This window comes from Methanosarcina siciliae T4/M, from assembly GCF_000970085.1.
Lineage (GTDB): Archaea > Halobacteriota > Methanosarcinia > Methanosarcinales > Methanosarcinaceae > Methanosarcina > Methanosarcina siciliae.
The window spans coordinates 1,095,718-1,114,961 of sequence record NZ_CP009506.1 but is presented as its reverse complement, the minus strand read 5'-3'; the positions used below and the strand labels follow the sequence as shown (position 1 = coordinate 1,114,961).

The 19,244-nt window shown below is 42.7% G+C and carries 16 protein-coding genes and 2 pseudogenes; 7 read left to right on the top strand and 11 right to left on the bottom strand.

The window, feature by feature from the left end; genetic code table 11:
• Positions 1 to 4: 4 nt before the first annotated feature.
• Positions 5 to 2,698 (bottom strand): type II/IV secretion system ATPase subunit, encoded by a 2,694-nt coding sequence (locus MSSIT_RS04905; RefSeq protein WP_231590426.1) that lies wholly within the window; start codon positions 2,696 to 2,698, stop codon positions 5 to 7.
• 247 nt (positions 2,699 to 2,945) lie between these two features.
• Here MSSIT_RS04905 and MSSIT_RS23945 point away from each other — a divergent pair, with 247 nt between their 5' ends.
• Positions 2,946 to 3,332: a hypothetical protein gene (locus MSSIT_RS23945; RefSeq protein WP_048170509.1), complete on the top strand. Its 387-nt coding sequence runs from the start codon at positions 2,946 to 2,948 to the stop codon at positions 3,330 to 3,332.
• Between the two features lie 358 nt (positions 3,333 to 3,690).
• Here the strand turns inward: MSSIT_RS23945 and MSSIT_RS22880 are convergent, their stop codons facing one another.
• The 3 genes from MSSIT_RS22880 to MSSIT_RS22875 all read right to left on the bottom strand — a co-directional run bounded on the left by MSSIT_RS22880 (position 3,691) and on the right by MSSIT_RS22875 (position 6,057).
• Positions 3,691 to 3,888, bottom strand: a complete 198-nt coding sequence (locus MSSIT_RS22880) for a hypothetical protein (RefSeq protein WP_148704954.1) — start codon at positions 3,886 to 3,888, stop codon at positions 3,691 to 3,693.
• Positions 3,889 to 4,083: 195 nt separating this feature from the next.
• Positions 4,084 to 5,424 (bottom strand): radical SAM/SPASM domain-containing protein, encoded by a 1,341-nt coding sequence (locus MSSIT_RS04895; protein WP_048170508.1) that lies wholly within the window; start codon positions 5,422 to 5,424, stop codon positions 4,084 to 4,086.
• Between the two features lie 288 nt (positions 5,425 to 5,712).
• Entirely contained in the window at positions 5,713 to 6,057 is a 345-nt protein-coding gene (locus MSSIT_RS22875; RefSeq protein WP_148704952.1) for a hypothetical protein, read from the bottom strand.
• A gap of 50 nt (positions 6,058 to 6,107) precedes the next feature.
• On the opposite strand from MSSIT_RS22875, the gene MSSIT_RS04890 reads away from it, so the two are divergent.
• A complete protein-coding gene (locus tag MSSIT_RS04890) occupies positions 6,108 to 6,458 on the top strand; it encodes a DUF2971 domain-containing protein (RefSeq protein ID WP_156158790.1) in 351 nt (116 codons plus the stop codon).
• A gap of 314 nt (positions 6,459 to 6,772) precedes the next feature.
• Positions 6,773 to 7,069, top strand: a complete 297-nt coding sequence (locus MSSIT_RS04885; RefSeq protein WP_048170504.1) for a nucleotidyltransferase family protein — start codon at positions 6,773 to 6,775, stop codon at positions 7,067 to 7,069.
• A 103-nt stretch (positions 7,070 to 7,172) separates the two neighbouring features.
• On the opposite strand, the gene MSSIT_RS25620 is transcribed toward MSSIT_RS04885, so the two are convergent.
• From MSSIT_RS25620 to MSSIT_RS04870, 3 genes and pseudogenes are all read right to left on the bottom strand, one after another.
• Positions 7,173 to 7,598 carry a Fic family protein gene (locus MSSIT_RS25620; RefSeq protein WP_394296909.1) on the bottom strand — a complete coding sequence of 142 codons (426 nt, stop codon included), beginning with the start codon at positions 7,596 to 7,598 and terminating at the stop codon, positions 7,173 to 7,175.
• Between the two features lie 57 nt (positions 7,599 to 7,655).
• Positions 7,656 to 7,760 (bottom strand): annotated as a pseudogene (locus MSSIT_RS24540) (hypothetical protein); the annotation flags it as partial.
• Between the two features lie 623 nt (positions 7,761 to 8,383).
• Complete coding sequence (locus MSSIT_RS04870) at positions 8,384 to 9,568, bottom strand: DUF2117 family protein (RefSeq protein WP_231590425.1); 1,185 nt, start codon at positions 9,566 to 9,568, stop codon at positions 8,384 to 8,386.
• A gap of 173 nt (positions 9,569 to 9,741) precedes the next feature.
• Here MSSIT_RS04870 and MSSIT_RS04865 point away from each other — a divergent pair, with 173 nt between their 5' ends.
• Entirely contained in the window at positions 9,742 to 10,434 is a 693-nt protein-coding gene (locus MSSIT_RS04865; protein ID WP_048170493.1) for a metal-dependent hydrolase, read from the top strand.
• A gap of 160 nt (positions 10,435 to 10,594) precedes the next feature.
• Here MSSIT_RS04865 and cooS read toward each other — a convergent pair whose 3' ends face one another.
• From cooS to MSSIT_RS04855, 3 genes are all read right to left on the bottom strand, one after another.
• The gene (gene cooS, locus MSSIT_RS04860; RefSeq protein ID WP_048170491.1) at positions 10,595 to 12,496 is read right to left on the bottom strand and encodes an anaerobic carbon-monoxide dehydrogenase catalytic subunit; all 1,902 of its coding nucleotides are present in this window, start codon (positions 12,494 to 12,496) and stop codon (positions 10,595 to 10,597) included.
• A 5-nt stretch (positions 12,497 to 12,501) separates the two neighbouring features.
• Complete coding sequence (locus MSSIT_RS22865) at positions 12,502 to 12,642, bottom strand: hypothetical protein (protein ID WP_156158788.1); 141 nt, start codon at positions 12,640 to 12,642, stop codon at positions 12,502 to 12,504.
• A gap of 347 nt (positions 12,643 to 12,989) precedes the next feature.
• Complete coding sequence (locus tag MSSIT_RS04855; protein ID WP_231590424.1) at positions 12,990 to 14,756, bottom strand: hypothetical protein; 1,767 nt, start codon at positions 14,754 to 14,756, stop codon at positions 12,990 to 12,992.
• 627 nt (positions 14,757 to 15,383) lie between these two features.
• Here MSSIT_RS04855 and larA (MSSIT_RS04850) point away from each other — a divergent pair.
• From larA (MSSIT_RS04850) to MSSIT_RS21695, 3 genes and pseudogenes are all read left to right on the top strand, one after another.
• Positions 15,384 to 16,646 carry a nickel-dependent lactate racemase gene (larA, locus tag MSSIT_RS04850; RefSeq protein ID WP_048174512.1) on the top strand — a complete coding sequence of 421 codons (1,263 nt, stop codon included), beginning with the start codon at positions 15,384 to 15,386 and terminating at the stop codon, positions 16,644 to 16,646.
• A gap of 122 nt (positions 16,647 to 16,768) precedes the next feature.
• Positions 16,769 to 18,028 carry a nickel-dependent lactate racemase gene (gene larA, locus MSSIT_RS04845; RefSeq protein WP_082089113.1) on the top strand — a complete coding sequence of 420 codons (1,260 nt, stop codon included), beginning with the start codon at positions 16,769 to 16,771 and terminating at the stop codon, positions 18,026 to 18,028.
• A gap of 68 nt (positions 18,029 to 18,096) precedes the next feature.
• Positions 18,097 to 18,408 (top strand): annotated as a pseudogene (locus tag MSSIT_RS21695) (transposase); the annotation flags it as partial.
• Between the two features lie 140 nt (positions 18,409 to 18,548).
• Here MSSIT_RS21695 and MSSIT_RS04840 read toward each other — a convergent pair.
• Positions 18,549 to 19,001, bottom strand: a complete 453-nt coding sequence (locus MSSIT_RS04840) for a Fur family transcriptional regulator (RefSeq protein WP_048170486.1) — start codon at positions 18,999 to 19,001, stop codon at positions 18,549 to 18,551.
• Positions 19,002 to 19,244: the final 243 nt, after the last annotated feature.

The following is a 19,244-nucleotide window of genomic DNA, read 5'->3' as shown; positions in this document are numbered from 1 at the left end:
CCCCTCAGGAAGTTATTTTTATTTCTGGCAGCTGTTTTTCCTTTCCCAATAATTTTTCTTGTGCCAGTTGTTTCTCTGATCCTCTTTTTCCGTTTCCTTTTTTCTCTGCTCCGTCCCACACCCGGGAAAAGTTTTCAAACCATGTTTCCCACTGCCTGTAAAGCTCTTCAGATTCATCTCGCAAGGAAGCTCCAAGATCTGCTTCAAATCCTCCGTTACCTGCTTTTTTGGAATCCGAAAGCAGCCAGAACATATTGTTTGCCTCGCTTACGGCGTCGGCTTCAAGCAGGAACGGGCTGCGATCCCCTTCAGCTGCAATCCTTTCTTTTATCCTTGTCCTGAGTTCTATATTTTTCAGGGCACTGTCAATGGAAATACCCCATTTTAGGGCAATCTTCCCTATAAGTTCGGACTGCCCCTGTTCAAGCACCTCTCCTGCAAGCAGACAGTCCTGAGCAGCATCATAATACATGATATCCCTGAAGAGTTCCGAAGGTTCGGGGTCTTCTATCGACGTGCCGGCCACTTCCGAAATCCGACTCACCCGCTTCAACTTTTTCATACTACCCCCGGGCCTGATTCCCGAACAGATTATCACTGCATCGGTCGCTTTGAAAGAAGCCGGAGGGACGCCAAGGGTGTGCACGACTCTCTCGTATATGTTTTCAACGGATGAGCCGTGTATCGTTCCTATTACGGAATTCCCGGTATTTCCGACCTGCATGGCTTCGTAAAGCACTTTTACTTCGGGCCCCCGGACCTCCCCCAGCACCAGAGAAGAACTCCCAAGCCGCAGGGCGGCCCGAAGGGCGGTTTCGGGGCTCATTTCCGCTCCTGACTTCAGGACCGAAGAATGGGAACTCATACCCTGTACTTTCCAGCCCAGGGTTTGAAGCTGTTCTGTCGGGAGTTCGTGGGTGTCTTCGATTGTCAGAATCCTGTACTTCTGCGGGATTTCAAGAAGCATTGCCGTCATAAGAGATGTCTTTCCTGCTCCCACTTCCCCGGCTACAAGGACCGAAGCTTGCCCGTCCATAAGGAAACTCAAAAACCCTGCTGCAAAAGGAGAAATAGAGCCTGTATTGATCAGTTTCGGCAGGGTCCAGGGTGTAAGGGAGTGTTTACGGAAAGCGTAGGCAAGCCCGTTTGCACTTAGCGGGTCTCCTATTACGGATACCCTAACCCCGAAAGCTTCAAGGTTGAGTTCAAGTACCGGGACAGCTTCTCCAAATGGCCTGCCGCTAATTGTCCTGAACCTTGAGACCAGGGCGTCAAGGTCGTCCTGCGAAAGAAAGACGTTGCTCGTACATTCTTCCCCTTCCATCACAACGTGCACGGGGTTTGTATCCGCAGGGGCATTGATGTACACGTCCGTTATCCTCGCATCGGAAAGGAGGTCTTCTACGATCCCGAGCCCGTTCGTATACCTTGCAAGTAGGTCGGCATAGCTTTCAAGCTCATCCGGGCTGCAGGCTTTCCCGCTTTCGAGAAGTTCTTCCCCCAGCAAGTCTTTTGCTAGGCGTTTGAAGTACTCCCTGGCTCCGGTCGGGTCTGCAAAGGCGAGGTCCTTTGGTCTGTGCCGGATCATTTTTCTCCTTATTTTCTCAAGGAGCCTGAGTTCCTCCTGCCTGAGATTATACTCGGGAGGCCGGATCATGTAAAGTCTTTCAGGCCTGTCTGTGTAGCGGTAAATGGTGACCTCAAGGTTTCTTCCTTCTCTGCCGTTTATGTCATAACATTCGAGAAATTCGGTATTTTCAGGAGCTTCGGTGTAAATTCGCGAACTGGAAAAAGGCGGCCTGACATGAGATTTGATCCTGCTTTCGTAGGCGAAAAAATTATCATCTGGCTTTTTGTTCTCCTTTCTTTCGTTCTCTTGTCTCTGATTCTCTTTTCTTTCGTTCTCTTGTCTCTGATTCTCTTTTCTTTCGTTTTCCTGTCTATTGTTCTCCTGTTTTTTTCCAGCCCCGGAAAGTGAGAGCGAAACATTTCTGGATAAGGAAGCAGGAGTTATTTCTCCCGGAGTATTTTTTATAAGGGTCTCGATTTTCTTTCCTGATTTTCTGGTAATCTGGACTTCAGGAAAACAGGATATTTTTTCTTCAATTTCATTCAGGATGCTATAGAAACACTCCGAGCATTCAAGACAAATAGAAGTTGTTTCCGGAACTCTGCCAGCCTTTTTTTTGTGAATAAGCTCTCCTAGCTCCAGCCGGGCTTTTAAGGGATCGGTTCCCACGGTTTCGGAGAGAGAAGCAATTATCTCTTTTCGCTCAAGGCTGCACGCCTTTTTTTCGGGACAGGCACATGCTTCAGGCACAACTTCAATGCTCCTGTAAGCAGCAACGGTTCCTTTGAAACCTGCCAAATCATAAAGCAAGGAGAGGGATTTTCCTTCGTAGTCCCGTTCATAGAGCCTTGAGAGTACAAGACAATCGGCATGAACCTCCCTCCGGAGGATGCCGAAGATATTTTCCCTGCACTGCGGATCATTAAGGGAAGACCCGGCTTCGCATTCCCTGCAGTTGATTACAATTGTTTTCCGGTTTTTCGTCTGCTTTATCCTGTGCGGGCAGTTTTTTTCTTCCTCTTTATCTTTTACTTGAAGCAGGCACGGAATTAAACTCTTAACAGTATCCTGCAGGCTGCAGGCAGCGTCCTGAAGTTTTAGCATTATATTCAGAATAGAAACCCCCATTTCCCCGGATTACTTTGGAATTTAACTTCAAATGTAATAAGAGTTTCTATCGATCGGAGTACAGGACTATCAAAAATTAAATATGGTACTTAAGATTAATATGCACAAGTAAAATTATTTCGTTAATAAATAACCAATTTCTTAAACTGGTTTGTATGTAGAAACTAATATGTATTTATTATTTTAATTGAATAAATATCAGCAAAATTAATTAATTATATGTATTACAATTAAGCTATTATGAATAATGTTTAAAAGAAAGACTGGATTATGGAATAAAGACTCTTTATATTCGCTTGATGGTAAAAATTCCTACAGTTCTCCTGATTCTTTAAGTTCCTCAGATAGCCTGAACATACGTACAAAATTAGAGAAAGGTGCTGGTTCTGACCCCTGTGAAGATAAAACTTATAACTTTATTTATTTCAACTATCAGATAAAAATATTTGCAGGTTTGGGAATTTTGTTACTATCTTTATTTTTCTTTATGGGCACTGTTTTTTTATTGTTTACAAATTCCATTGGTTCCATTAATTCATTAATGTTAATTGCTTTTTTTTCATGGGCCTCGGTTATTTCTGTATACTACATACGTAAGCAGCAATGGATCTTCGCTAAAAAATTTTTAAAATAACTGAGTATAGATCTATATGAAAAAAGCAAATTTTTGTTCGGGATCTTGAACTTTTTAATTAATTTTTATTTTATCCGGTTTTGGGGGATTATCCCGTTAGTTCTTGTATTTTCGATCTACTGTTCGGGGACCCGGGTAAAACTGTTCATACCTGCCTGCACCTAACCCAACGAATTAGACAGGATTTATGCGGGACCAGGGCAATCGATCAGTATTGCTGACTGATCTCAAATGAGCCCTCTTTTTAGCGGGAAAGATCGCTCTCCTGCGTCGGGCGGGACAAGAATAGTTTGGTTCAGTGAATAACTTGCACGGGTAAGAGAAATCTAATTATTCCTCTTGATCAAAGTTCCAGACTCTAAGCATCAAGTAATCCGCTTGAGCAAAGCTCACTTCTCAACCCACAAATAGTCTGCTTGAGCAAAGCGAAACAGACAGCGCACTGCAGAGCCGCAACTCTGCCGAAACAGACAGCACACTGCAGAGCCGCAACTCTGTCGAAACAGACTGCAAGCTTCCGAATCGCAATTAGGATGCCGAAGCTTTTGAGTATCAATCAGTACCTTCCGAAAATGAAGTCTAAAGTGTGATAAGCAGTTTTAACCATAAGCAGTTTATCAACTTCATTATCGGATCTCTTTATCCTACACTATTCGTTGAATAATATATCGAGTATATATCGAGTATGGTTTGTTTATAGAAATCTGTTCTCAAGTCACGACAGGATATCGAGAAATTAATAAGTCCGAGATTACGTCATTATTGGAGTTATATTAATGTTGAACATTTTACTCCAATACTCATTTGCAAGACACCCTCCGGCACATATATCCGTATATGGGCAATCGCAAGCGGGCTTTTTCCGTAATGAAATCATCGTATCGCTATGCCATAGGTCCATGATTTTCATATCGCGGATATTACCGATTGTGTGGTCCAGGTTACCGCAAGCTCGCACGTCTCCATCTGCACTGATATACATCAGAGATCTTCCTGCTGGACAGCCGTATATTGCTGCGTTATTCCCTATTTTGTAGTAGGGAGGAAAACCCCCGCTTTCAACTTTTAAGTTATTTATATTTTTATCGCTTAAGGTTTTAAGATTATTTGCCATTTCCGTTTTTTCCTCTTTTTTCCATTGACTGAGTTGGGTACCCCTTCCTTTAGAGAATAAAACGAGAAAACGAATTGATTCTACCTGCAAATCTCTTGCAAGCTGGATCATTGACTCCATCTGGTGGGCATTTTCATTCATAACCGTACATGAAATGTTTAATGAAGAAACATTATGTTTCTTGAGCAATTCTATTGCTTTACATGCTTGGGAAAATGCTCCTGGCCGGCCAACAATAGCGTCATGGATTTCACTATCGGCTCCATGTATACTTACCTGCACCGAATCAAATAAAATCGCAATTTTTTTTGCCAATTCTTCATTTATTAGCCAACCATTCGTACTTGTGGACAGAGTACGAATTCCTGACATTCTTGCAATAGTAGCTAATTCAATAAACGATGGATTACAGGTTGGCTCTCCTCCCATGAATGAGAATTCAGGAATTCCTATTTTACCAGCCTGCTGGATGACATCAACATAATTCTGAAGAGACATTTCACCTTCAGTTGTTGTCGGAGAAGCTTCCCTTGAGCAGTGTTTACAATGAAAATTGCATTTTTTTGTTATGTCAAGTTCAATTTTTAACGGAATATGGCAAAACCATGTAGTCTGTGAACTCTCATAAAAATCAAAATATTTTTGACTTACTTCCGGGATCACTAATTTAGCAGTTGTGTTTTTTTCGTATCCTATTAAACCATAGCGATAATATTGTTCAATCTCTTCTAAATCTTTCTCATTATGGCAGAGATCATTCACACTTTTTCCACGAATTAGCTGTAGAAGACCAATAGAATCCGTCAGGAATTGACCATTATTATTCTCAACAATAAACCCTGCATTCATAGGATAAACGAATAAATCTTCTCTTAAATAGAGCGGAGCTTCTTTATCAGATATTACTTTTCTTTCATACGTGTATGAAATTTCAGGTATCGAACAGGGAAGATATTGTTCATTTTTGAATATAATCATGATTTATCCCACTTCGCATAGCTATGTTTTTATCGAAAAGAAAATTAACAAATCTGGCTCTTTGCTGTTTTGAGTGGGATGAAAATAATTCCCCGGTTGAAAAGTGACCATCCAGAATAGACAAACATCCGTCTTGGATGTCATTTTCCAAACAAATGCATTTAATAATTAAATGTACTCAAACATTCTAAGTATTGCACTCATATTTAGAAAATAATTATAATTTTAGAAAACGATTGCAATTACCCCACTTGGAGAGCCAAAAAGTTATATCGCGAACAACACAATTCACTGTTCTAAATTCACGCCTTTTTCTTTAAAGTATTTTACAACAGACTTTTTATTTTCTACTATATATTCTTTGATGAGTTCCTGATGATCTCTAATATTTATTGAGAAGCTATCACCAGCGCATCCCCATAATTCAGGCATTTCTAGTCCAGGCATTTCGGCCGGGCATTTTCCTTCTCTGCAACACCCTTTATCCTGGCAGCATCCCTGGTCCTTAACGCATCCGCAGTCATTGCCTGCCTCAATCAATATATCCAAAGCGTCGTCGATTTGTTTTCTGGCCTTTACTCTTGTAGACGATGATACGCCCTCAACAACTTTTCCAACAACTTTTCCCGGCATATATAAATATAGGTATTATTGATACTTAAAATTTTGTTTCATGTTCGTAAGTGATTGACATTTTATATGTCTGTGAATTCGGTTTAGGAAATTTCTGTATATGCTGTTGGCATGAAAATGATTATGAATCTGCAGCAATGTGGAAACTATATTCGGATCTTGAAAATGGAATTGCCATCCAATCAACTTTCAAGAATTTAAAAGAATGCTTTTTTGAAGATGAGCCTGATGTTGTGATCGGGAAGGTAGAGTATCTTAATTATAACGAGGATTCAATACCCTGGGGAAATAAATTATACATATACAAGCCTTTCATGTACAAAAGACGAAGTTTTGAATACGAAAATGAAATTTGGGCCATCGTTTTTGTTCGTAATGAAGAAAAACGAAATAACAAATGAAATTTACGTTCCGGTTTCTCTAGATATATTAATTGAAAAAATATTTGTTTCTCCTAAGGCACCTAAATGGTTTTTAGACTTGGTTAGATCAATCTTAATAAAATACGGACTGGATAAAAGAAGTAATTCAATCGGATCTATATAATGGACCATTATATTGATAATTTTTAATTCTGTATCTCTTTGATTTTTTCTTGGTTTAGGGATATTTGTTGTCAGACCCTCTCCTTCGTCGAGCGTGGCAAGAACGACATAAAACAGCGAATGACGTTTTATGGGTCAGAAATATCTAGAAAAAAACGAGATATATCAACATGCACACTGTAGAAAAAAGGGAAGATCTATTTCGCAAAATTTTGTCCTTTTTAAAACAATATGGGGCAAGTAAAGTATCTGTTTTTGGGTCTTACGTTAGGGGAGAAGAGAAACCAGAAAGCGACATCGACATCCTGGTCGAGTTTGCCGAACGGAAAAGCCTGCTCACTCTGGTGAATATAGAACTGGAGCTTTCTGACTATCTGGGTATAAAAGTCGACTTGCTTACTGAGAAATCGATGAGTCCTTACATGATTGATGAAATTAAAAAAGAAGCCAGAGTGATCTCTGAATGAACAAATACAAAGATTGCTCAAATGCTATGTATAATCAATAGCTTTTGAATAGCTTTTGAATAGCTTTTGAATAGCTTTTGAATAGCTTCTGAATGGTCCCCAATCAGAAATTGAGCACGTAAATTACCTGCTGACCGATTTTCCCATTTTGTTTCAGGAGTTTTTTGTCAAGCATATCCTGGATGTCACGATTTGCAGTGGACTGACTGACATCACATATTTCCTGATACTCATTGCTTGTGATCTTACCATTTTCTTTTAAATATTCAATCGCCTTTATCTGCCGACTGCTCAACCCTATCTGTCCGAATTTCTCTTTCATCGAACGGTCGCTGCTCAGCTTCAGAAACGTTTTTTCGACTTTTGAGATTTCCACGGCAATGCCGAAAAGGAAATATTCGAGCCATTCGGTCAAATCTCTGTCCCCGGCATCCACACTTGAAAGGGCGGAGTAATAAGAGGGCATGTCTTTGTTGTAGTGCTCCTCAAGAGCGAAAAAACGCTTGGTGTCAAAGCCTCTCTTTGTCAGGATCAGGGTGGCAAGAGCTCTCGCGGTTCTCCCGTTTCCGTCAACGAAGGGGTGTATTCTGGCAAGTTCCTGGTGAGCAACTCCTGCCTGCACGGCGGGCATGAGGTCAAGGGCATCTTCGCTGTTAAGCCACTCGACAAGGGCTTTTGCCAGGGCAGGGACTTCAGCAGGTCCCGGAGGGGTATGGTGACTTTCCCGGTTTTCGGGTCTCCGACAACGACCTGCACTTTCCGGTAGTTGCCGGCAGAATCATCAGGAAGGATATTTTTTGCCGTGAGCCTGTGGATTTCCAGGAGAAACTCTTCGGTTATGGGTCCGTTTTCAGGTAAGGAATCGATATATTTCAGTACATCCACATAATTCTGGACTTCCTTTTTGTCCTTTTCGTGGGCAAGGACCTCTTTTCCCTCTATAATAAGCTCAACTTCCTCAAGAGTCAGGGGGTTTCCCTCGATACTTGTCGTGTGGTGGGTCTGCTTCATAAGGGCTTCTCGCTGGAGCTGTTTTTCCCATGCCGGAATCAGAGGGCTGTATATGATGACTTCCCTGGCAGCCTGGATCCTTACAAGCAGGCGCACGATTTTGTTTGTGTACTTGAAATTTGGCTGAAACATCCGTTTATCCGCCTTTCCGTCCCTTATTAAAAGAGTTACTCCTTTTGTTATTAACTTAGCGGGAATTTGTTTCCGCACTCATTGCGGACATTTCCGTAAAATTGCTGCAGAAGACGAAACTGCATTCGGTACCCGGGAATCATAAGTTCCATTTCAAGGGAGTCTGCTATGCTAGTATTCAAAAACATCTTCTATCGACAGCTCTGCCAGTTTCAGCACATCTTCTTTAAAGGCGAAAAGGTTCTCAAAAACAGCTGAATTTTGACCTCTCAGGAGTTCCTGCTTTACTCTTTTGCCTACGATATCATCGCTCCCTCGTATCAGCCTGAGGACAACCGAGCCGGGAAAGATTTTTGACTCGCAGGTGACGTTATCGCAGTCCCCGTCAGTGATCCCAATGATCGGGATTCCGAGCCGGTAGAGGATATCGCCCGCTATGGCTGTGGTATCGTCTCCAACGGTGACTGCAAGTTCCGCTCCGGAGGCCAGTTCATAGGAATTTTCGGCGGCGTGGTCTATCAGCACGACTTTTCCTCTCCCGGGCCTGGAAAGATAAACTGATTTTCGTGGGCAGGTATTTTCTTTTCGGGCAGCCTGGAGGGAGGAACTGTTTCTCCGGATCTCCCCGCTTTTTACCCAGGCACCGGCAAGGTCAACAGGGTCCATTTTTTCGTAATTATGGAGTTTTTCGAGCCCGTGTTCCTTTATTTCTCCGCCTTCGATTGCGGTAATGAAGCCATTTTCAGCAACGATTCTGACCCCGGAAGAGAAGGCTTTTCCGATCACGATCCCGTTCACAAGGATGTTTTCGCCGGGAAATACTCCCGAGATTTCGCGGATAGTTCGGGTTTTGCCGGTTTGGGGGCAGGTTTCCAGGCAAACCGAATCTTGAAAGGGGAGAGGGGTTTCGGCAGGCAGCCCGAAGATTTCGGAGATTTTTTCCAGATGAGATACGGCTTTTTTATTGAGGGGGATCAATTTCCCGCCTGCACAGTCTGGGCTTTCGATCTGGATAAGGGATTTCTTTTCAGGCTCTTTGAGGTGCGAGGTGACCATTGCTCCGAACACTTTGCCCGTTTCGACTGTTTTTCCTCTGTTCAGGAGGCAGACAAGGTCTGAGTTTTCAAAAAAGGATTCGATACAGGCGCTCGGCTTCAGGTGCCGGCTTATGTCTATAACATGTTCAAGTCCTGCGTCAAGGACGGCTGTCTTTCCCATGGCTCCGCCAAGTTCTGCTTTTACTTCACCAAGGCAGGAAAGTTTTTGCAGGACTATTTCCGCTTCTTTCGAATCAATTACTTCGGGGCCGTGGATTACGAGGCCAATCTTCATTTTCATCCGGTTACATTCAAGCATTCTCACTTGATTACACTTAAGGGCACATATTAATGTTACCCTGTATTCATCTCCAGGTGTGCTTCTGATATCAGTCGGAACAGTGTGTTGTGTAATAATTATCCGTTTATTATAGAAAATTACATTACACATTGTTACGTTCTGACAAAAAGATAAGGACAAGAGGCAAAGAGATGGCTGACTTAAAAATAACCTGGCTTGGGCACGCTGCTTTTTTGCTCGAAGCCGAAAAAAAATTACTGATCGACCCGTTTATTTCCGAAAACCCGAAAGCTCCCTGCACTCCCGAAGAGCTGAATCCTGATATCATAGCCGTGACCCACGGACACCGCGACCACCTGGGAGATACCATCGAGATCGGAGCCCGGACAGGCTGCCGGATCATCTCGATCCATGAGGTTGCAAATTATATCAAATCAAAAGGAGTCTTTGCCGAGGGCATGAACAAAGGCGGGACCATTGACGTCGAAGATGTCACTTTGACAATGACTCAGGCCCTCCATTCTTCCTCAATTGACGCTTCCTGCTTCAGTTTCGACGGAGGCAGCCCGGCAGGGTTTGTGATAGGTATTGGCGGGCATTCCATTTATCATGCCGGTGATACGGGGATTTTCGGGGACATGCAGCTTATCGGGAACCTCTACGAACCCGAAATTGCTCTGTTGCCCATAGGAGACCGGTTTACTATGGGGGTAAAGGAAGCCGTAAAAGCCGTGGAGCTGATTGAGCCCCAGATTGTTGTGCCGATGCACTATAACACCTTTGATGTAATCAGGCAGGACCCTGAAGTTTTCAGAAAAGCTGTGGAAGCGAAAGTTGACACGAAAGTAATTATCCTGGAACCAGGAGAATCTATAGAGCTTTGATTTTTCAGGTTCCGGTTCACCTGGATTCAAAATAGAACGGAAGAGAGGCAAGTGAAAAGAGGCCGGATAAATCTTTATTTTTAAGACCTCTTTTTTCAGGCCTTCAATTCTTAAAATCCCGCTCTCAAACTGTTCTTAATTTCTTTCTCAAATCCTGCTTTCAAATCCCGAGTTTCTTTCTTTTTTCCATGATATGTTGCTCTATCCCGTCAGCTGCTTTTACAGCATCCTTTTCCACATTCAGGACTCCGCCCGTAACATCCCGGCAGTCTTCCGTAAGCAGTTTGACCAGGTCAGGGGCTCCGGTTACGGTCGGGACAGGGTTTACATAGGTGTAGAGCCCGAGGGCCAGGGAAAAGATGGCGTCGATCGTAGCTTTTTGTTCCATGTATTCGGGAGCTGCGGCAGCAACCGGGAGGTCAGGAACAGGGGCTCCTAGGACTGCGGAGATGGCTCCGAGAAGGTCGGCAAGCCTTCCGGTATCTGTACAGGTCCCGTAGCTGAGTACGGGAGGGACTCCAAGGGCTTCACAAACTGCCTTCAGGCTGTCGCCTGCAAACTCCCTGGCTTCGGGACTGCAAAGGCCTGCCACCTGCATAGCCCCGTTCCCGCAACCCATGGACAGGACAAGGATATTCCTTTTGATCAGTTCTTTTACCACGGCAACGCTGTGCACATCCTGCCCGTAGTCCCTTAATGTAGTGCAGGAGACCATCCCGACCACTCCCTTAATCGCACCGCTTTTTATAGCATCAAGGAGCGGGTCAAGGGTACCCCCCAGGGCATCAAGTATGCTCTCGGTTGAAAAACCGACGACCGCTTCTTTTACCGGAAGATTTGATACGGGCTCTCCCGGGCTTTTTCGGTTTTTGAAATTTTCGATTGCCATATTCAGGAGTTTTGCTGCCTGTCTTTCAGCCTCCACAGGGTTGTAGTTCAGGCGTTCGGTGATGCCTTCAAATGCTATGAGTTCGCTTACGGGCATGAGTTTGAACCCGTATTTTTCGGCATAGAGAGGGGCTACCGGAAGCGAGCAGTTCATGTCTGCGGCAAAAAGGTCCACACTCCCGCTTGCAAGCACCGCCTCCTGAGAAATCCAGTTACCGGTAAAACCGTAGAAGACATCGTCTTCTTCCCACCTCTGGATCATTTCCTGTCCGGTTTCTATGCTGGCAATGACCCTCAGGCCTTTTGCTCCGGATGTTTTTGCTTTTTCCTGCCATTCGGGCTTTCTTGCAAGCCGGACCATGGCAAAGCCCAGGAAAGGTTCGTGTCCATTCGGAAGTACGTTTACATACTCAGGGTCGAGCACCCCGAGATCAACCCTCATCGTATGAGGTTTTGGGATTCCGAAAAGGATATCCTGGCAGTATTCGTTTACAATCTGGCTCTGGTATGCCATTGCAATCCCAAGACGCATGGCTTTCAGGGCCAGGCTCATATAATACCCGTCAACGTTTGTCAGACAGGAGCTTGTTGAAAGCATCATCTCCCCGTAGATCCCGCCTGGAAATATGTCCAGCTCTTCCCACCTTTTCTTTCTTTCGGGAGGTGCAAGGATCTCAACAATCCTGCTTGGCTCGTATGCAGGCCTGTTAAATTCCTTTTCCACAAATTCGCACAGGTTAAGGGCAATTTCGGAATCGTTTCCGAGGGTTTCTATCCCGAGCCTGCCTGCAAATGTCCTCAGTTTCTCAGGTTCTCTGATGCTGTAAGGGGTTTTGCCCTTAGCGGTTTCTCTTAAAGTCCGGATGGTCTGGTCGGTATGGTAGTGATAGGTCGAAGCCCCCATCACGTTTCGGAGAAGCATCATCCGCATTGCCATCCCGTCGGCGGTGATTCCGCATACTCCTCTTTTATCCTTTGCAGCATCCGAACGGCAGGGGCCATTGGAACACAGATCGCAGCGGGCTCCTGCCATACAGAAAGTACATCTCCTGTCCGGAACCCCGCCTATTCCCTGAGCCTCATAACGGTCCCATACATTTGTCATATTATCTTTCTTTATCCGCTCATACATTTTTTGAACGGACTCGTGATAGGAAATCCTTTCTTTATCCATGATGATTACTCCCCGGTTAACTGCTGATCTTTTCTCCTTCTCATCTCCAGGTCAGGAGATCCTTCCAGGCTGTACCGTATGAATATTTTCCTGTGAAGCATATCTCCATCAGTATCTCCATCAGTAAGCCTGTTTGCAGTTATCAATAATATCAGCGCAGGAATTATTTACAATTAATTCAAGGCACAGTAACTGTCAGAGAACTTCACTGACTGTTGGAATATAGAGTGTGTTGACTCTATGCTGCTACTGCATTTGAGGAAAGGAAATAGTAAAAGACTAAACAAAAAGTAAAAGACTAAACAAAAAGGACACAATAATAACAGAAATACGTAGAAGATACGGTAATAATAGAGAAGTTAACTGGAAAGTATATTGATAGAGAAAATAACATGGAAGGCACAGACAGGTACAAAGAAGTTATACCTGCCTTCTTTTTTGTGCCTCTACGGTTAGACTTCTTGTTGGAATTTTATACTTCACTCAACTTTGTTTATTCAACTCCGTTTATATATACTTCATAATTATGGCCATCTTCAACCCAGAAATTAATTGACCTATCCTGTTCGGTTTCATAGTCAAGGTACTTTTCGAGTGTGATGTCATAGACCTGTGTGTCGTTTCCTGCAGGAATATTTATGTTTACAAGAGCCTTGAAACCATTTGTATGTGCGTCGAAAGAAAGCAGGTTCTCATCGTACTGCAGGTTTTCAAAGCTTGCATCGTATGTATTGCGGCTTATCTGGTTATATTCATAAAATGACACAATGGTCATGTTGTTTGCGTAGTAGTTATCCACCCATTCCCGGAACTTCGAGCGGCTTATTGAGTATTTTATTGCAGGTTCCACATCGAGCTGATGGGAGAACACCGGATATGACATGCCTGCTTTTGACGCTGCCTCCCACCATTCCCATGTGTCATCGTACAGGTTTCCTACTTCCTTTTCCGCGTGAATTGCTGCATCTCCGTTTCTCCAGGTCATTCCCATGTTTTCGTATGCATAGATTGCATGCGTAAAGTTATCCCGGTTTCTCAGGCAGCAGCAGCTTGTAGGTGGCTGGCCGATTTTATCATACACGTATGCGTATTCTTCATCCATAACTCTGTATGCTTCTTCAAGTGGAAGGCTGTTTAACTCCTTTGTATAGTGTATGCCAACTTCCCAGGAATCGTTAACAACCAGGTCGCGCAGGTAAGCAATGTATGTATCATTTGCCTTCTCACACATCCCCTTATCAAACCACATCGTACCTCTATATCCTTTACTGTTCAGGTATTCGATTCCTTCTCCTGTCGTGTTCAATGGCAAAGGTCCGTCAAGCCCGAACGGGATTAGCTTCTTGTCCCCGATTGCGGTTATAAGTTTTCTCTCTGCGGTCTGGTTTATGCTGTAAATGTCAACGTCAAAATAGGTTCCTTCTCCAAGGATAAATGAAGTGAACTTGATATACCCGTTTGAAAAATCGATATAGGGCAGCTGTTGCCGACCAAGGTTATAGAACGGGGTAACTATGAAACTGCCGTTCTGTGTGTAAATGGTGTTTGTTTTATTGATACCATCAAAGATAACTTTGAAATTTGTTTTTTCTGACGCATCACCAAGAATAATTTTTCGGTATTTAAGCTCTCCGGAAGAGCCTCTATAATAGCTTTTAAGTAAAGTCTGTCCCTCACTTTCCTGAATTAACAGTCTTGAACCCGGGCTATTCAGTTCAACAAAGCTCTGCGGGTCATCCGCATACACATCCAGCGAGATTTCATACGCACATTTTACCATTGGTGTGAGGTTGCATATGTACAGGGCTCCGGCCTGTCTCGGCTCCTCAAGATAGTGAATTATGGGGACAGAGGTACATTGACAAAAAGTAAAAATATCCAGATTACTTTTGAAATGTCCCAGGTATTCGTTGATTCCAAAACAGGAGATAATGTCCATATCTGGAAGCAAACTGCATGGAATTAGAGGCGAGTCTCTTATATTCGTATACTCCAGCCCTTTTGAAGTGTTATTTAAACACATTTCCGATTCCTGAGTTGCATATATTGTGGAGTATATTTTATCGTAAGGTTTTTCTTTCTGAACACATGCGATGAAAACATTAGCTGGAAAATTATGTGTTTCAGAGTAGTTCTGTGAAAATAGGATTATACTTCCCTGATTAATATTCTCAACCGTTTTTGAGTTCTCCGTAGCCGGGGTTGCGTATGCACCCCCTATCCACAGGTAACTTGATATAAGCAGTATGAATATAACCATTTTTAGACTACTTAAATTTTTCATTAAATCACCAAAATTAATTTATATTTACCCCTACACTCATCTGTAACTTTTATAGCTTTTGATTAACAGGCTTTCGAAATATCTTCTACAAGCTCTTTGCATGTCTTTTTTTAAAGAGGGGTTTTGGAATGTTCAGGTTCCAGATGTAAATATAATTCCTTTCATTATCCGAAAATTCCATTTTCCAGGAAAAATTCCAATATATCAACTACCACCTGTAAATTAATGTTTTGTTTTTATATTCTGGGAAAAATCCGGTTTTGTTGTTTAAATTTATAAAAATTATTCTTATATACACATTATTAAAAAAGTATTGGCTGATCCTGTTTGAACCTTTGGAATATTTCCCCCTTTATAGCTAACATTATTTTATTACCTGGGAGTATCCTTATAGTTACGGTATTCTATGGGTGAAGGAATTTTTGAGCAATAAACTGGCTGAAAATAATCTGGATTCTCTCAGTCTGTTTAAACATCAGGGTTATTGGAACAACCACTGAAAGCTTGGATTTTGAAACGCAGATTTAAAAGTACTTAAAGCATAGTTTTACTATTGTTTACCATACGGTTTTATATTATCAATGCGAACTCCCCGACATGAACATGACGACAAATATGAAAAAGATTCCACTTGCTTTCGGAAGTGGGGTTTTTGAGCTAAATATTCCGGAAAAAAATATTTCCGGCCTTATTTTGCCTTCGGAACCTGAAAAAAAGGAAGATGAGGCTTTTTTAATCCGTAAAGCTCTCGAAAATCCCATAAAAAGCAAGAGACTTTCCGAGATTATAAACCCTGAATCCAGGATTGCAATTATCGTAAGCGATGTTACGAGGCCCACCCCTACGGCAAAAATACTTCCTCCTCTCCTTGACGAGCTTTATCTGGGGGGAGCAAAAGATGAACACATCACGATTATCTTTGCGCTCGGGCTTCACCGCCGGCAGACTGAGGAGGAGTGCAGAAAGCTTCTGGGGGATGAAATCTCTAAAAGTATTCGTTTTGTCCAGCACGACAGGGAAAGATGCATGCATATAGGGGAAACAAGTTTTGAGACTCCGGTTGAAGTCTTTGAAGAGGTTTTGGACGCAGACCTGATTATCAGTACAGGAACTGTGGAATTTCATTATTATGCTGGATATGGTGGGGGAGGAAAGTCTATTCTTCCGGGAGTCAGTTCGGAAAAAGCCGTACTTTCATTTCACAGTCATTATAGTAAATTCTTCGAAGGTGATCCCCTTTCGGGCAGGATCGATAGCCCTGCAAGGAAGGATATCGAAGAAGCGGCAGGAATTGCAGGGCTTCAATTTATCCTGAACGTGGTAATCAACAGCAGGAAAGAAATCGTTGCTGCCGTTGCCGGAGATTTCATCCAGGCTCACAGGGAAGGGGCAAGATATGTGGATTCCATGTATAAAATAAATGTTGAGCCTGCAGATGCAGTAATCGTTTCCTGCGGTGGCTTTCCTAAAGATATCAACCTCTACCAGGCAACAAAAGCTCTGGAAAATGCCATCCCTGCTGTAAAAACGGGGGGTTCAATCATACTTGTGGCAGAATGTGCGGAGGGAATCGGAAACAAAGTTTATGAGTGCTGGAACAGGGAGTGCAGGAGCCCTGATGACGCTATAGAACGCTTCAAGCATTTCTTCGAGTTTGGAGGGCATAAGAGTGCAATAGTTGCAAAAGCTGCAAAACAGTTTAAACTCTATATTGTTTCAAAACTTTCCGAGGAGGAAAGCAGAAGAGCTTTTTTCATTCCTGCAAAAAACATACAGGAAGCTCTTGAAGCTACTCTTGATGAAAATCCCGATGCAAAAATTCATGTGATGCCTGAGGGAGGATGGACCCTGCCTGTCCGAAAATAAGTGATAAACTCAGTAAACCCGGTAACGAAAATGAAAATCGTAAAAGAGAATTTCGGACATCTATTTATCTATTGTTTACCTATACGATTTTATATTATCAATGAGAACTTCCCGGCATGAACATGACGACAAATATGAAAAAGATTCCACTTGCTTTCGGAAGTGGGGTTTTTGAGCTAAATATTCCGGAAAAAAATATTTCCGGCCTTATTTTGCCTTCGGAACCTGAAAAAAAGGAAGATGAGGCTTTTTTAATCCGTAAAGCTCTCGAAAACCCCATACAAAGCAAGAGACTTTCCGAGATTATAAACCCTGAATCCAGGATTGCAATTATCGTAAGCGATGTTACGAGGCCCACCCCTACGGCAAAAATACTTCCTCCTCTCCTTGACGAGCTTTATCTGGGGGGAGCAAAAGATGAACACATCACGATTATCTTTGCGCTCGGGCTTCACCGCCGGCAGACTGAAGAAGAGTCTAAAAAACTTGTTGGGGAGAATATCTACAAAAAAATCCGGTGCATCCAGCACGACACTTCCAGGTGCAGGCGGATAGGGGTAACCAGCAGGGGAACGCCTGTTGAAATCTTTGAAGAAGTGCTTGGTTCCGATTTTGTTATCGGGACAGGAGGAATCGAGTTCCATTACTATGCGGGGTACAGCGGGGGAGCAAAGTCTATCCTTCCCGGCGTAAGTTCCGAGGAATCTGTACTCACCAACCACAAAATGATGATAGAGGAAAACGCGGTTTCCGGAAGAGTTGACAGTCCTGTCAGACAGGATATGGAAGAAGCCGCAAAGATCTTTGGCCTTAAATTTATTCTTAATGTTGTGCTTGATAGCAAAAAAGGAATAGTTTCTGCCGTTGCCGGAGATTTTATCGAAGCCCACAGGAAAGGAATCGAAGTTGTGGACTCCATGTATAAAGTGCCTGTAGAGCCCGCAGATGCCGTGATCGTCTCTTGCGGGGGCTATCCCAAGGATATTAACCTTTACCAGGCGAACAAATCTCTGGACAACGCAACCCAGGCTGTAAAAGAAGGTGGCTCTATCATCCTTGTAGCCGAATGCGCTGAAGGAATCGGAAACCAGGTTTATGAGTGCTGGAACAGGGAATGTAAATCTCCGGACGATGCAATAGAACGCTTCAAAAACTGCTTTGAGTTCGGAGGACACAAGAGTGCAATTGTTGCAATAGCCGCAAAGAAGTTCAAACTCTACCTTGTCTCGAAGCTCCCGGGAGATAATGCCAGAACCGCCTTCTTCACTCCGATGGCAAGTGTAGAAGAAGCCCTGTCTGCAGTCCTTTCAGAAAACCCTGATGCAAGGGTCCACCTGATGCCTCACGGAGGACAGACCCTGCCTGTCAGGAAGGAAAATTAAAAACCTCCGTAAAACCTGTATCAAAAAGATTCCTCTAAACAAGGTCTTTTTCCTTTTATTCGTTTCATTTTTTTATTTCCATCATAAAGTTTAAAAAAGATATAGGAAGAAAGATATTTCATCTACTGGACAGAGCAACCTGGAATAAGTCGAAAAAAGCAAGAGGATTCTTTCAAAATAACAAATACTGGTTGCAAATATTACTGTTCCCTCCAGTTACTCCAGATAGGAACCCAACTGAATATTGTTGGAAAACGACAAGATAAGAGTTAACGTCAATAAAATTATTCAAGAATCTTAAAGTATTAAAAGAAGAACTCGATGAGTTTTGGGAGAAGCATGTATTCACGCACAAAATGTCGCATTATTTAAAGTGGTGACTATATTTGTAATCATTTAACTTAATAAATAGTTTCAAATGTTTGTAGTTTTGAAGACTGCCTTGAAAAAATTAGAAAGGTAAACCTGAAACCTCATTATTTATTGGCAGTTGAATAATTACCCAACAATTTTTCCTTTTCTACTTGTCACATAAACTTTTTTTCAGTCTGCAGTTGCTGCAAATGCCATATACGTCAAAATTCCATTCCCCAGCAGAAAAATCCGCTTTATTTGACATCCGGTCCACAATTTCAGAAATCATCGGGTCTGTGCAGTCACTGATGCTTTTGCACTGGAGGCAAACCAGATGGGCATGTGGCTCCATATTGGGATCAAATCTGGCCTGATCTTTCTCTAAATTCAGTTCCTGGATCAAACCAACATCTTTCAAGATTTGAATCGTTTTATAAACTGTTGCAAGACTGACTGTTGGATAGATTTTCTTGACTTCGTTATAAATTCTCTGAGCCGTTGGGTGGGCATGATTGTGGAGAACAAATCGACCGATCGCTATTCTCTGGGGCGTAGCCTTGTATCCTTTTCCGCGGAGAGCTTTGATTATGTATGAGTCTGAGTCCTGAAGGCTAGTCATAGTTCATTATTACGTAATAATCAATATTAAATAGATATCCATGGTTATAGAAGTTGATTATTAAACGGAATACAAGGATAGTAAACAATTAGTAATGGTTAAAAGGGGGATATAGGCAGAATCGGAGTAGAGATGCCTAAAGTGAACTTCCAGTATTGGAAAGGCAAAGTCGACAAGAGGATGAAGGTTTGGAAGAATATTGGATGGACTTTACATGAGCTGGATTATGATGATTTAATAAAA

Bases quoted from the DNA above. Each gene is read 5' to 3' on its own strand.
- MSSIT_RS04905 (WP_231590426.1), bottom strand. From the start codon at position 2,698: ATGGGGGTTTCTATTCTGAATATAATGCTAAAACTTCAGGACGCTGCC.
- MSSIT_RS23945 (WP_048170509.1), top strand. From the start codon at position 2,946: ATGTTTAAAAGAAAGACTGGATTATGGAATAAAGACTCTTTATATTCG.
- MSSIT_RS04895 (WP_048170508.1), bottom strand. From the start codon at position 5,424: ATGATTATATTCAAAAATGAACAATATCTTCCCTGTTCGATACCTGAA.
- MSSIT_RS22875 (WP_148704952.1), bottom strand. From the start codon at position 6,057: ATGCCGGGAAAAGTTGTTGGAAAAGTTGTTGAGGGCGTATCATCGTCT.
- MSSIT_RS04885 (WP_048170504.1), top strand. From the start codon at position 6,773: ATGCACACTGTAGAAAAAAGGGAAGATCTATTTCGCAAAATTTTGTCC.
- MSSIT_RS04870 (WP_231590425.1), bottom strand. From the start codon at position 9,568: ATGCTTGAATGTAACCGGATGAAAATGAAGATTGGCCTCGTAATCCAC.
- MSSIT_RS04865 (WP_048170493.1), top strand. From the start codon at position 9,742: ATGGCTGACTTAAAAATAACCTGGCTTGGGCACGCTGCTTTTTTGCTC.
- cooS (WP_048170491.1), bottom strand. From the start codon at position 12,496: ATGGATAAAGAAAGGATTTCCTATCACGAGTCCGTTCAAAAAATGTAT.
- MSSIT_RS04855 (WP_231590424.1), bottom strand. From the start codon at position 14,756: ATGGTTATATTCATACTGCTTATATCAAGTTACCTGTGGATAGGGGGT.
- larA (WP_048174512.1), top strand. From the start codon at position 15,384: ATGACGACAAATATGAAAAAGATTCCACTTGCTTTCGGAAGTGGGGTT.
- larA (WP_082089113.1), top strand. From the start codon at position 16,769: ATGACGACAAATATGAAAAAGATTCCACTTGCTTTCGGAAGTGGGGTT.
- MSSIT_RS04840 (WP_048170486.1), bottom strand. From the start codon at position 19,001: ATGACTAGCCTTCAGGACTCAGACTCATACATAATCAAAGCTCTCCGC.